This is a genomic window from Candidatus Skiveiella danica (assembly GCF_022705245.1).
GTDB classification, from domain to species: Bacteria; Pseudomonadota; Gammaproteobacteria; order Burkholderiales; family Burkholderiaceae_C; genus Skiveiella; species Skiveiella danica.
In genome coordinates this window covers 1-13,533 of record NZ_JAKJEW010000054.1, presented here as the reverse complement: position 1 = coordinate 13,533, position 13,533 = coordinate 1, and the positions used below count along the sequence as shown (strand labels likewise).

General features: G+C 61.9%; 8 protein-coding genes and 1 pseudogene. All 9 read left to right on the top strand.

Translation table 11 applies throughout. From position 1 onward, the window contains the following. Positions 1 to 193 (top strand): annotated as a pseudogene (locus ACMUOY_RS19320) (hypothetical protein); the annotation flags it as partial. Further along, positions 194 to 889 (top strand): 50S ribosomal protein L1, encoded by a 696-nt coding sequence (gene rplA, locus ACMUOY_RS19315; protein ID WP_413894366.1) that lies wholly within the window; start codon positions 194 to 196, stop codon positions 887 to 889. A 259-nt stretch (positions 890 to 1,148) separates the two neighbouring features. Next, positions 1,149 to 1,664, top strand: coding sequence for a 50S ribosomal protein L10 (rplJ, locus tag ACMUOY_RS19310; RefSeq protein WP_413894365.1), 516 nt, complete (start codon positions 1,149 to 1,151; stop codon positions 1,662 to 1,664). Between the two features lie 41 nt (positions 1,665 to 1,705). Then, positions 1,706 to 2,083, top strand: a complete 378-nt coding sequence (gene rplL, locus ACMUOY_RS19305; protein WP_413894364.1) for a 50S ribosomal protein L7/L12 — start codon at positions 1,706 to 1,708, stop codon at positions 2,081 to 2,083. A gap of 304 nt (positions 2,084 to 2,387) precedes the next feature. Continuing rightward, complete coding sequence (gene rpoB / locus ACMUOY_RS19300; RefSeq protein ID WP_413894363.1) at positions 2,388 to 6,500, top strand: DNA-directed RNA polymerase subunit beta; 4,113 nt, start codon at positions 2,388 to 2,390, stop codon at positions 6,498 to 6,500. Positions 6,501 to 6,519: 19 nt separating this feature from the next. After that, complete coding sequence (gene rpoC, locus ACMUOY_RS19295; RefSeq protein WP_413894362.1) at positions 6,520 to 10,746, top strand: DNA-directed RNA polymerase subunit beta'; 4,227 nt, start codon at positions 6,520 to 6,522, stop codon at positions 10,744 to 10,746. 109 nt (positions 10,747 to 10,855) lie between these two features. Further along, positions 10,856 to 11,416, top strand: coding sequence for a hypothetical protein (locus ACMUOY_RS19290; protein ID WP_413894361.1), 561 nt, complete (start codon positions 10,856 to 10,858; stop codon positions 11,414 to 11,416). 27 nt (positions 11,417 to 11,443) lie between these two features. Beyond that, positions 11,444 to 12,769, top strand: coding sequence for a 16S rRNA (cytosine(967)-C(5))-methyltransferase RsmB (gene rsmB / locus ACMUOY_RS19285; RefSeq protein ID WP_413894367.1), 1,326 nt, complete (start codon positions 11,444 to 11,446; stop codon positions 12,767 to 12,769). Next, a complete protein-coding gene (locus ACMUOY_RS19280; RefSeq protein ID WP_413894360.1) occupies positions 12,726 to 13,361 on the top strand; it encodes a DUF4390 domain-containing protein in 636 nt (211 codons plus the stop codon). The genes rsmB and ACMUOY_RS19280 overlap by 44 nt, the downstream gene beginning before the upstream one ends. The last annotated feature ends 172 nt before the right edge of the window (positions 13,362 to 13,533 follow it).

Sequence of the window (13,533 nt, the reverse complement as noted above, 5' to 3'; positions counted from 1 at the left end):
GATCCGCAGCCGTCATGTCTTTCATCTTGGTCTTGGCGATCTCTCCGACAAGGTTGGCGTGATCACACGCGCCCAACTCGAAGAGATCGCCAAGACCAAGATGAAAGACATGACGGCTGCGGATCTCGATGCTGCGGTTCGGACCATTGCAGGTTCTGCGCGCTCGATGGGCGTGAATGTGGAGGGTGTCTAAATGTCCAAGCTCACCAAGAAACAAAAAGCCCAGCAAGGCAAGGTCGACAGCAACAAGCTGTATCCGCTGGCTGATGCGCTGAGCATCGTCAAGGAATGCGCCAACGCCAAGTTCGATGAATCGATCGATGTTGCCGTGCAACTTGGCGTGGATGCCAAGAAGTCGGATCAGGTCGTTCGTGGTGCCGTCGTTCTGCCGAATGGCACCGGCAAGACCAAGCGTGTGGCCGTGTTCGCCCAGGGCGCAAAGGCGGAAGAAGCCAAGGCCGCTGGTGCCGATATCGTTGGCATGGATGACCTGGCCGCCATGGTCAAGGCCGGTGACATGCCCTTCGACGTCGTGATTGCCGCGCCCGACGCGATGCGCGTGGTCGGTACCTTGGGCCAGATCCTCGGCCCGCGCGGCCTGATGCCCAACCCGAAGGTGGGCACGGTGACGGCCGACGTCGCCACCGCCGTGAAGAATGCCAAGGCAGGTCAGGTTCAGTTCCGCGTCGACAAGGCCGGCATCGTGCACTCGACCATCGGACGCCGTTCATTCGATGCGGACAAGCTCAAGGGCAACCTGGCTGCGCTGATCGATGCGCTGACCAAAGCCAAGCCGGCTTCGAGCAAGGGTGTGTATTTGCGCAAAGTTGCGGTCTCGTCGACCATGGGTGTGGGTGTTCGCGTGGACACCCAGTCCATCTCGGCGTAATCGCAGGAATTCGGGCGGCGTGCGAGCGCTGCCTGATGTGGTGGGCTGCAATGGCCAAAGGTCGTTGCAGGTCATCCAAGACCGTTGGTGCGTGGGGAACCACGCTTAATCGTAGAGCTTGATGGTTCGCCTGACGGCTCAGGGCCAACGCAGATGGCGATCCCGCTGCAGATGGAATATGAGTTCTGTTGACAGTTGGTCGCTGCAATGTGGCGCGTGAGATGGCATCTGCCTTCGAACGCATTTTAAGGAGTAGACCTTGAGTCTGAATCGCAGTGAGAAAGAAGCGGTCATCAGTGATGTGACCGGCCTCGCCGCTAAAGCTCAAACGCTCGTGATCGCGGAGTACCGCGGCATCACGGTTGCTGACATGACCAAACTGCGCAACACCGCGCGCAGCAATGGCGTGAGTCTGAGTGTGTTGAAGAACACCCTGGCCCGCCGTGCTGTCGCCGGAAGCGCGTTTGAAGTTGTGTCCGACCAGATGACCGGTCCTTTGATCTACGGCTTTTCCGAAGACGCAGTGGCCGCCGCCAAGGTGGTGGCCGAGTTCGCGAAAACCAACGACAAGTTGGTGATCCGGGCCGGTGCGTACGGCGGCAAGGCCCTGGACGTGAACGGCGTCAAGCAATTGGCCAGCATCCCCACAAAGGAAGTGCTGTTGGCGCAGTTGTTGGGCTTGATGCAGTCCCCCATTTCCCGTACGGCCCGCGTGCTGTCGGCTTTGGCGGAGAAAAAAGGCGCGGGTGCTCCCGCCGAAGCAGCTGCCGCGTAAACGCCGCAGCCTGTCGTAACCAAACTTGTTAGGAAATCAAAATGGCATTCGATAAAGACGCATTTTTGACCGCGCTGGACAGCATGACGGTCATGGAACTCAATGACCTGGTAAAGGCCATTGAAGAGAAATTCGGCGTGAGCGCGGCGGCGATGGCTGCCCCGGCCGCCGCTGGCGGTGGCGGCGCTGCCGCAGCTGCGGAAGAGAAGACCGAATTCAACGTTGTCCTGCTCGAGGCAGGCGCCAACAAGGTGTCGGTCATCAAGGCTGTGCGCGAAATCACCGGTCTGGGCCTCAAGGAAGCCAAGGACGTCGTGGACGGCGCTCCCAAGGCGGTCAAGGAAGGCCTGTCCAAGGCTGACGCCGAAGCGGCCAAGAAGAAGCTGGAAGAAGCCGGCGCGAAGGTCGAACTCAAGTAATTGGGATCGATCCGAAAGGCTGGAGGATCCTCAGGGGCCTCCAGCCTTTGCTGCTTTGCAGAGCACACCTGAAAACCGGCTTCTGGGCCGGTTTCCGGACGACCCAGATGTCGATCGGAAACACCAGAAGAGATTTTCAAGTGTTTTCTGACCCCGACTGCAGAAGACGACTTGGTTCGGGTTGCGTGCAATGCGCGACCGTCCGCCAATGGTTGGTAGTGGCCAGCCACCAAGCAAGTCGAGCAGGATGCTCGACGCACTAGTCGCCAAAGACCCAGGACGTATGTCTTTGACCGGAGAATCCATGGCCTATTCATACACTGAACGCAAGCGCATCCGCAAGAGTTTTGGCAGCCGCGAAAGCGTGCTTGAGGTGCCCTACCTGCTGCAGATGCAGAAGGATGCCTACACCGCGTTTCTGCAAGCTGACGCCAGCCCCAGGAAGCGCACCAACGAAGGGCTGCAGGCAGCTTTCGAGGCGGCGTTCCCGATCGTTTCGCACAATGGCTTCGTGGAGATGAAGTTTGTCGAGTACAACCTCGCCAAGCCCGCCTTCGACGTTCGCGAATGCCAGACCCGTGGCCTGACCTTCGGTTCGGCCGTGCGCGCCCGTGTTCAGCTGATCATTTATGACCGTGAATCCTCGACCTCCCAATCCAAGGTGGTCAAGGAAGTCAAGGAGCAAGAGGTCTACATGGGTGAAGTACCACTCATGACGGAAAAAGGCTCTTTCATCATCAACGGCACGGAGCGCGTGATTGTTTCGCAGCTCCACCGGTCGCCGGGCGTGTTCTTCGAGCATGACAAGGGCAAGACCCACAGCTCCGGCAAGCTGTTGTTCTCTGCGCGGATCATCCCCTATCGCGGCTCTTGGCTCGACTTCGAATTCGACCCGAAGGACATTCTTTATTTCCGGGTGGACCGTCGCCGCAAAATGCCGGTCACGATCCTGCTGAAGGCGATTGGCTTGAACCCAGAGTCGATCCTGGCGAACTTCTTTGTGAACGACCACTTCCGCTTGATGGACAGTGGCGCGCAAATGGAGTTCGTGGCCGAACGCTTGCGCGGTGAGGTGGCACGTTTTGACATCACCGACAAGTCCGGCAAGGTCGTGGTCGCGAAGGACAAGCGTGTGACCGCTCGTCACACGCGTGAGCTGGAGCAGTCCGGCACCACGCACATCAGCGTGCCGGAAGACCTGCTGGTCGGTCGCGTGATTGCGCGCAGCATTGTGGATGCAGACACCGGTGAAATCATCTCGAAGGCCAACGAAGAACTGACCGAAGCGCTTCTGAAGAAACTGCGCTCTGCCGGGATTCAGGACTTGCAGTGCATCTACACGAACGAACTGGATCAAGGCGCGTACATGTCTCAGACGCTGCGCATTGACGAAACGGTTGACGAGTTCGCCGCCCGCGTGGCGATCTACCGCATGATGCGTCCCGGCGAACCGCCGACCGAAGATGCCGTGCAGGCCCTGTTCCAACGCCTGTTCTACAACCCCGACACGTACGACCTGTCGCGCGTGGGCCGCATGAAGTTCAACGCCAAGATGGGGCGTGAAGAGTCAACCGGGCCGATGGTGCTCACCAACGAGGACATCCTGGCTGTGGTCAAGATCCTGGTCGACCTTCGCAACGGTCGTGGCGAAGTCGATGACATCGATCACCTGGGCAATCGCCGCGTGCGTTGTGTGGGCGAGCTGGCCGAAAACCAGTACCGCACGGGTCTGGCACGTATCGAAAAGGCGGTGAAGGAGCGTCTCGGCCAGGCTGAGCAGGAGCCCCTGATGCCGCACGACCTGATCAACTCCAAGCCGATCTCTGCGGCCCTCAAGGAGTTCTTCGGTGCGTCGCAGCTGTCGCAGTTCATGGACCAGACCAACCCGCTGGCCGAAATCACCCACAAGCGCCGCGTGTCGGCCCTGGGCCCGGGTGGTCTGACCCGTGAGCGTGCCGGCTTTGAGGTCCGCGACGTGCACGTGACCCATTACGGCCGGGTGTGCCCGATCGAAACACCGGAAGGTCCGAACATCGGCCTGATCAACTCCCTGGCTCTGTACGCCCGCCTGAACGAGTACGGCTTCATCGAAACCCCGTACCGTCGCGTGGCCGACGGCAAGGTGACAAACCAGATCGACTACCTCTCGGCCATCGAGGAAGGCAAGTACGTCATTGCCCAGGCCAACGCCGCGCTCGACAAGGAAGGCCGTCTGACGGGCGACCTGGTGTCGGCGCGCGAGAAGGGCGAATCCATCCTGGTCAGCGCCGAGCGTGTGCAGTACATGGACGTGTCGCCGGCGCAGATTGTCTCGGTGGCCGCCTCGCTGGTGCCGTTCCTGGAACACGACGACGCCAACCGCGCGCTGATGGGCGCCAACATGTCGCGCCAGGCCGTTCCGGTTCTGCGTCCCGAGAAGCCGATGGTCGGCACCGGCATCGAGCGGGTTGCGGCTGTGGATTCCGGCACGGTGGTGACGGCCACCCGCGGGGGTGTCGTGGACTACGTGGACGCGACGCGCATCGTGATCCGGGTCAACGACAACGAAGCCCAGGCGGGCGAAGTGGGCGTTGACATCTACAACCTGATCAAGTACCAGCGCTCCAACCAGAACACCAACATCCACCAGCGCCCCATCGTCAAGAAGGGCGACAAGCTGGCAAAGGGTGACGTGATTGCCGACGGCGCGTCCACCGATCTCGGTGAGATCGCCATCGGCCAGAACATGCTGATCGCTTTCATGCCCTGGAACGGCTACAACTTCGAAGACTCAATCCTGATCTCCGAGCGCGTCGTGGCCGAAGACCGCTACACCTCGATCCACATCGAGGAGCTGGTGGTGATGGCTCGCGACACCAAGCTCGGTGCCGAAGAGATCACCCGCGACATTCCGAACCTTTCCGAGCAGCAACTCAACCGTCTCGACGAGTCCGGCATCATCTACGTGGGTGCCGAAGTCCAGCCGGGCGACACCCTGGTCGGCAAGGTCACGCCCAAGGGCGAAACGACCTTGACGCCAGAAGAGAAGCTGCTGCGTGCCATCTTCGGTGAAAAGGCCAGCGACGTGAAGGACACGTCTTTGCGCGTGGATCAGGGTTCGCAAGGCACCGTGATCGACGTGCAGGTGTTCACCCGCGAGGGCATCCAGCGTGACAAGCGCGCCCAGCAGATCATCGACGACGAACTCAAACGCTTCCGCCTGGATTTGAACGACCAGCTGCGGATCGTCGAGGCCGATGCCTTCGACCGGATTGCCAAGCTGCTGACCGGACGTGTGGCCAATGGTGGCCCGCAGAAGCTGGCCAAGGGCAGCAAAATCGACAAGGCCTACCTGGCTGGTGTCGAAAAATTCCACTGGTTCGACATTCGTCCCGCCGAGGACGAGGTTGCTTCCCAATTGGAGAGCATCAAGAACTCCCTGGAGCAGACGCGCCACAGTTTCGACCTCGCCTTTGAGGAAAAGCGCAAGAAGCTGACCCAGGGCGACGAACTGCCTTCCGGCGTCCTGAAGATGGTTAAGGTGTATCTGGCCGTCAAACGCCGCCTGCAACCCGGGGACAAGATGGCCGGCCGCCACGGCAACAAGGGCGTGGTGTCGAAGATCGTTCCGGTCGAAGACATGCCCTACATGGCGGATGGAACGCCGTGCGACATCGTTCTCAACCCGTTGGGTGTGCCCTCGCGGATGAACGTGGGTCAGGTGCTCGAGGTTCATCTGGGATGGGCCGGCAAGGGCATCGGTCAGCGCATCGGTGACATGTTGCAGGCCGAGGCTAAGGTGACGGAACTGCGCAGCTTCATGGAAGAGCTGTACAACGGCACGGGGCGCAAGGAAGAACTGGCCCAGTTGAGCGATGCCGATGTGTTGGAAATGGCCCAAAACCTCAGTACCGGCGTGCCGTTTGCGACGCCCGTGTTCGATGGCGCTTCGGAAGAGGAAATCCGCGCCATGCTCAAGCTGGCCTACCCGGATGAGGTCGTCCAGCGCAAGGGGCTCACGCAAGCCCGTACCCAGGCCCACCTGTTCGACGGTCGTACCGGTGACCCGTTCGAGCGCCCCACGACCATTGGCTACATGCACTTCCTGAAGCTGCATCACCTGGTCGACGACAAGATGCATGCGCGCTCGACCGGTCCGTACAGTCTCGTGACCCAGCAGCCGCTGGGCGGCAAGGCCCAGTTCGGTGGACAGCGCTTCGGCGAGATGGAAGTCTGGGCGCTGGAGGCCTATGGCGCTGCTTACGTCCTGCAGGAAATGCTCACCGTGAAGTCCGACGACGTGCAGGGCCGTACCAAGGTGTACGAAAGCATCGTCAAGGGCGAGCACTCCATTGACGCCGGCATGCCGGAATCGTTCAACGTCCTGGTCAAGGAAATTCGTTCCCTGGGCATCGACATTGAACTCGAACGTTCTTAATTGAAAAGGAAAGAGTCACATGAAATCACTACTCGACCTGTTCAAGCAATTCACGCCGGATGAGCACTTTGATGCCATCCGCATCGGCATGGCTTCTCCCGAGAAGATCCGTTCCTGGTCCTTTGGCGAGGTGAAGAAGCCCGAGACTATCAACTACCGCACGTTCAAGCCTGAGCGCGACGGCCTGTTCTGCGCCAAGATCTTCGGCCCGATCAAGGACTACGAGTGCCTGTGCGGCAAGTACAAGCGCCTGAAACATCGCGGCGTCATCTGCGAAAAGTGCGGTGTTGAAGTCACGCAGACCAAGGTGCGCCGCGAGCGCATGGGCCACATCGATCTGGCCGCGCCCTGCGCCCACATCTGGTTCCTGAAGTCGCTGCCGTCGCGACTGGGCCTGGTGCTGGATATGACCCTGCGCGACATCGAGCGCGTGCTGTACTTCGAAGCCTATGTGGTCACCGATCCCGGCATGACGCCGCTGAAGAAGTTCAGCATCATGTCGGAAGACGACTACGACGCCAAACGCAAGGAATACGGCGATGAATTCGAAGCCAAGATGGGCGCCGAAGGCATCAAGGAACTGTTGCACGGCATCGATCTGGACCTGTCCACCGAGCGCCTGCGTGGCGACCTGACCGGCTCCGAGGTGAAGGTCAAGAAGAACGCCAAGCGCCTCAAGGTGCTGGAAGCCTTCAAGAAGTCGGGTATCAAGCCCGAGTGGATGGTGCTTGACGTCCTGCCCGTGCTGCCGCCGGACCTGCGTCCGCTGGTGCCGCTGGATGGCGGTCGTTTTGCCACGAGCGACCTGAACGACCTGTACCGCCGCGTGATCAACCGCAACAGCCGTCTGCGCCGCCTGCTCGAGCTCAAGGCCCCTGAAATCATTGCGCGCAACGAAAAGCGCATGCTGCAGGAAGCCGTGGACTCGCTGCTGGACAACGGCCGTCGCGGCAAGGCCATGACCGGCGCCAACAAGCGCGCGCTCAAGTCCCTGGCCGACATGATCAAGGGCAAGAGCGGCCGCTTCCGCCAGAACCTGCTGGGCAAGCGTGTGGACTACTCCGGCCGCTCGGTGATTACCGTGGGCCCGACGCTCAAACTGCATCAGTGCGGCCTGCCCAAACTGATGGCGCTGGAGTTGTTCAAGCCCTTCATCTTCGCCCGTCTGGAAACCATGGGCATCGCCACCACCATCAAGGCGGCCAAGAAGGAAGTGGAATCCGGCACGCCGGTGGTCTGGGACATCTTGGAAGAGGTGATCAAAGAGCACCCGGTGATGCTGAACCGTGCGCCAACGCTGCACCGGTTGGGCATCCAGGCCTTCGAACCGATCCTGATCGAGGGCAAGGCCATCCAGCTGCACCCGCTCGTCTGCGCGGCCTTCAACGCCGACTTTGACGGCGACCAGATGGCCGTGCACGTGCCGCTGTCGGTCGAAGCCCAGATGGAAGCCCGCACCCTGATGCTGGCTTCCAACAACATCCTGTTCCCGGCCTCGGGCGAGCCCTCCATCGTGCCGTCGCAGGACGTGGTGCTGGGTCTGTACTACACCACCCGCGACCGCATCAACGCAAAAGGCGAGGGTCTGGTCTTCTCCGACACTGGCGAAGTCCAGCGCGCGCTCGATGCGGGTGAGGTTGAACTGACGGCCAAGATCAGTGTGCGCCTGACGGAATACACCAAGGACAAAGTCACCGGTGAATTCATTCCGTCCACCTCGCTGGTCGAGACCACTGTGGGACGGGCGTTGCTGAGCGAGATCCTGCCCAAGGGCCTGCCGTTCTCCAACATCAACAAGGCGCTGAAGAAGAAGGAAATCTCCAAGCTGATCAACGTCTCGTTCCGCAAGTGCGGATTGAAAGAAACGGTGGTCTTTGCCGACAAGCTGCTGCAAAACGGTTTCCGCCTGGCCACCAAGTCTGGCATTTCCATCTGCATCGACGACATGCTGGTTCCCAAGGAGAAAGCCGGGATCATCGAACGCTCCGAGAAGGAAGTCCGCGAGATTGAGCAGCAGTACGTGTCTGGTCTGGTCACAGCGGGCGAACGCTACAACAAGGTGGTGGACATCTGGGGCAAGTCCGGTGACGAGGTCTCGAAGGTCATGATGGCCCAGTTGGCCAAGCAGAAGACCACCGACCGCCATGGCAAGGAAGTGGACCAGGAGTCGTTCAACTCGATCTACATGATGGCTGACTCCGGTGCGCGCGGTTCCGCGGCGCAGATCCGCCAGCTCGCCGGCATGCGGGGCCTGATGGCCAAGCCGGACGGCTCGATCATCGAAACCCCGATCACGGCGAACTTCCGTGAAGGCCTGAACGTGCTTCAGTACTTCATTTCCACCCACGGCGCCCGTAAGGGTCTGGCCGATACCGCGCTGAAGACGGCCAACTCGGGTTACCTCACGCGCCGACTGGTCGACGTGACCCAGGATCTGGTGGTGACGGAGGACGATTGCGGCACCCATAACGGTTCGCTGATGCGCTCCATCGTGGAGGGTGGCGAGGTGATCGAGTCGCTGCGCGAACGTATCCTGGGCCGTACAGCGGCTGACGACATCCTGCACCCTGAAGACCAGTCGGTGCTGGTGCGCGCGGGCGAGATGCTCGACGAAGACGTCATTGACGAGTTGGAAGCGCAGGGCGTGGACGAGATCCGCGTGCGTACCGCGCTGACCTGCGAGACCCGGTTCGGCATCTGCGCCAAGTGCTATGGCCGTGACCTGGGTCGCGGCGGCCTGATCAACAACGGCGAGGCGGTCGGTGTGATCGCGGCGCAGTCGATCGGCGAGCCGGGCACGCAGCTGACGATGCGGACCTTCCACATCGGTGGCGCCGCGTCGCGTGCGGCGATTGCGTCCAGCGTGGAGGCCAAGTCCAACGGGGTGATCGGTTTCAACGCCACCATGCGCTACGTCACCAACAGCAAGGGTGAACTGGTCGTGATTGCGCGTTCGGGCGAGATCATCATCCATGACGAGCATGGCCGCGAGCGCGAACGCCACAAGGTTCCTTATGGCGCCACGTTGACGGTGAAGGCCGATCAAGCGATCAAGGCGGGCACGATTCTGGCCAACTGGGATCCGCTGACCCGACCCATCATCACGGAATTCGCGGGCAAGGCCAAGTTCGAAAACGTCGAGGAAGGCCTGACGGTCGCCAAGCAGGTGGACGAGGTCACCGGCCTCTCCACGCTGGTGGTGATCGACCCGAAGCGCCGTGGCGCTGCCAAGGTCGTGCGTCCGCAGGTCAAGCTGATCGATGCCGCTGGCAACGAGGTCAAGATTCCGGGCACCGACCATTCGGTGACGATCGGTTTCCAGATTGGCTCGCTGATCCAGGTTCGCGACGGACAGGATGTGGGTCCGGGCGAAGTGCTGGCGCGCATCCCGGTCGAAGGCCAGAAGACCCGCGACATCACGGGCGGTCTGCCGCGCGTGGCCGAGTTGTTCGAAGCGCGTTCGCCGAAAGACAAGGGCATGCTGGCCGAAATGACGGGTACGGTGTCGTTCGGCAAGGAGACCAAAGGCAAGGTCCGTCTGCAGATCACCGATCCGGACGGCAAGGTCTGGGACGAACTGATTCCCAAGGACAAGAACATCCTGGTCCACGAAGGCCAGGTGGTCAACAAGGGCGAATCCATCGTCGACGGCCCGGCCGATCCGCAGGACATTCTGCGGTTGCTGGGTGTCGAGGAACTGGCGCGCTACATCGTCGATGAAGTCCAGGATGTTTACCGACTGCAGGGCGTGAAGATCAACGACAAGCACATCGAGGTGATCGTGCGCCAGATGCTGCGCCGCGTCGTGGTCGGCAACCCGGGCGATTCGAACTACATCGCAGGCGAACAGGTGGAGCGTTCCGAGATGCTGGACACCAACGACGCGTTGCGCGCCGAGGGCAAGATCCCGGTTACCTACACCAACCTGCTGCTGGGCATCACCAAGGCTTCGCTGTCGACCGACTCCTTCATCTCGGCGGCATCGTTCCAGGAGACGACCCGTGTGCTGACCGAGGCGGCCATCATGGGCAAGCGCGACGAGTTGCGTGGCCTGAAGGAAAACGTCATCGTGGGTCGCCTGATCCCCGCGGGTACCGGCCTGGCCTACCATCAGGCGCGCAAGGCGAAGGACCTGATGGACGATGCCGAGCGCCGCGCCATTGCCGAAGCGGAAGCGGCCGAGCTGGCGGGTGGCAGCGAGTCCCCGGACGGTGCCGTGAGCAGCGAGGACGCGACGGCAGGTTGATCAGTCAGTCCTGACTTGATAGCACCCAAAGACCAGTTGGCGCTGGCTTTGGGTGTTTTTGTTTGTGATTTGCCTACAAGGTGCGTTTGCGGGGCAAGGTGGAGAACGGATGACGAAACCGATGGTGCTGGGTCTGCTGGTGGCGATCGCGCTGTTCTGGGCTGTGGGCGCCTACAACCGGCTGGTTCGATTGCGGTCCGAGGTGGTCAAGGCCTACTCGGCGCTGGACAATGTGCTGTCGGTGCACCCCGCCGTGATCAAGGCCGCGCAGCCCTTGGCCGACGTCGCAGCGGGCGTACCGCAGCTATCCCCGGACGCGCTGTGGTCGCGCTTGGTCGCGGCAGGAGAGCAGTTTGCCCAGGCTCTTGCCAATGCCCGCTCTCATCCGCTGGACCCGGATGCCATTCGGGTTCTTTCGGCGGCACGCGGCGTCCTGACTGAAGTCTGGCAGGCGACGGATGGGGACTCGCCGGAAGGAAGCACGTTGCCGGAAAGTCTGCGTGCCCGCCTTGCGGCGCTTGACGAGCAGGCGGCCCTTCCTGCGGCAGCTTTCGATGCCTCGGTCCGGGTCTACAACCTGGCCATCCGCCAGTTCCCGGCCCTGATTCTGGCGGGCATCTGGAGCTTCAAGCCCGCCGGTACTCTCGACTGGCCTGAGGCAGCGGCCTGATCACGCCCATTTGAATCACAGAAAGACCTGCCGGTGACCAGCCCATCCATTCCCCTGTGGCGCCAGCTCCAGAGCACGGCGCATGTGCTGCTCGATGTGCGCAACGGCCGTTCGCTGACGCAGGTGCTGGACGACGTCGATCGGACGCTTCGCCCCGGGGTGCAGGCGCTGGCCTTTCATGTGATGCGCGTCCAGGGTCGCGCCCAGGCGCTGCGCCGGGAACTGGCGCGCCGAGCGCCACCTCCCGCTGTCGATGCGCTGCTGTGCACCGCGCTGGCTTTGGCTGCCGATTCAGAGGAGGCGCCCTATGAGGCCTTCACCCTGGTCGATCAGGCCGTCGAGGCAGCCAAGCGCGACCTCTCCCTGCGCCCCAGCGCAAGCTTCATCAACGCCTGCCTGCGCCGATTTCTTCGGGAGCGTGAGCGATTGATGGCTGCTACGGATGCCGACCCGGTGGCACGCTGGAACCACCCGGCCTGGTGGATCAAGCGGCTGAAGGCAGATCATCCCTTGCACTGGGAGGCGATTCTTGCAGCCAACAACGCCAAGGCGCCGATGGCGCTGCGGGTCAATGTCGCCCGGATCTCGCCAGCGCACTACCTCCAGATGCTGGAGGTCGCAGGTCTTGCCGCCGTCCGCCAAGGCGAGACGGCCATTCTGCTGGAGCGCGCCTTGCCGGTGCAGGACATTCCCGGTTTCACCGACGGACTGGTTTCCGTGCAGGACGCCGGGGCGCAGCTGGCGGCGCCGCTTCTCTTGCAAGGGCTCGCGTCGCAACGCCCGCTGGAGGTGCTGGATGCCTGCGCTGCACCAGGTGGCAAGACTGCCCATCTGTTGGAGCAGGGAGGCGTTCGGGTCACCGCGCTGGACATCGACGCGCAACGCTGCGAGCGTATCGAGGCCAACCTGCAGCGCTTGGGCCTCAGCGCGAAGGTGTTGGCTGCCGACGCCGGGGAACCGGCCAGTTGGTGGGACGGGGCGTTTTTTGACGCCATCCTGCTCGATGCGCCATGCACCGCGTCGGGGATCGTCCGGCGGCATCCGGACGTGCGCTGGCTCCGGCGCGAAAGCGATGTTGACCAGCTGGCGACGGTGCAGGCCCGGCTGCTGAATACACTTTGGCCCTTGCTGAGGCCGGGAGGGCGTCTGCTCTACTGCACCTGTTCGGTGTTTCGGGCTGAGGGCAGCCAGCAGATCAAAGCGTTTGTTGCAAACAACACCCACGCTGTGCATCTGCCGTCTCCCGGCCATTTAATGCCCCATTTTCGGGCAGGTGGAAGAACAGTCCCGGACAATTACACCGGTGACCATGACGGCTTTTTCTACGCGTTGCTTGAGAAGCGCCCGGCATAGCCTCTGGGGCTTTCTGGCTGCCTTGGCTCTGCTGGCTGGGCTGCCCCTGCCCACGCGCGCCGAGGGCCCTGCGGTGGAGGTGACCCAGTTGCGGGTGGATCGTGCGGAAGACGGCCTGTTCCTGACGGCCCAGATCAAGCTCGAACTGCCGACCATCATGGAGGATGCCCTGAACAAAGGGGTCGCCCTGTTTTTCGTGGCCGAGGCCGAACTGTTGCGCGATCGCTGGTACTGGTACGACCGCAAACTGTCTGTGGCAACCAAGTACATCCGGCTGGCCTACCAGCCGCTCACGCGGCGCTGGCGCATCAACGTCTCACCCGAACCGATTGGCAATGTGGGCCTGGGCGTGAGCATCACGCAGAACTTCGATTCGCTGGACGCCGCCCTGCAGGCGTTGCAGCGCCAGGTGCGCTGGAAGATTGCCGATCCGACCCTGCTTGATCCGGATTCCCGGCATTACGTCGAATTTCGTTTCAGGCTGGACATGTCCCAGCTGCCCCGTCCTTTCCAGATCGGTATCGTCGGAAATTCGGAGTGGAATCTCTCGGCAACACGAACCTATCGGCTCAACCCCGATTCCGGCAAATGAATGCGCCTGCGTTCGGCGGGGTGCCTGGGCGGGTCTACCAGTCCCGCGCAGTGCGCTGGGGCATCATCATTGGCGCTGCAGCGATGGTCGCGATGGGCCTGGTCTTGCTGTTCCTGCTGACACAGGCCACCAACAACCGGGAGCTTTACGAACGAAACTACGCCAGCCTGTT

Bases quoted from the DNA above. Each gene is read 5' to 3' on its own strand.
- rplA (WP_413894366.1), top strand. From the start codon at position 194: ATGTCCAAGCTCACCAAGAAACAAAAAGCCCAGCAAGGCAAGGTCGAC.
- rplL (WP_413894364.1), top strand. From the start codon at position 1,706: ATGGCATTCGATAAAGACGCATTTTTGACCGCGCTGGACAGCATGACG.
- rpoB (WP_413894363.1), top strand. From the start codon at position 2,388: ATGGCCTATTCATACACTGAACGCAAGCGCATCCGCAAGAGTTTTGGC.
- rpoC (WP_413894362.1), top strand. From the start codon at position 6,520: ATGAAATCACTACTCGACCTGTTCAAGCAATTCACGCCGGATGAGCAC.
- ACMUOY_RS19290 (WP_413894361.1), top strand. From the start codon at position 10,856: ATGACGAAACCGATGGTGCTGGGTCTGCTGGTGGCGATCGCGCTGTTC.
- ACMUOY_RS19280 (WP_413894360.1), top strand. From the start codon at position 12,726: ATGACGGCTTTTTCTACGCGTTGCTTGAGAAGCGCCCGGCATAGCCTC.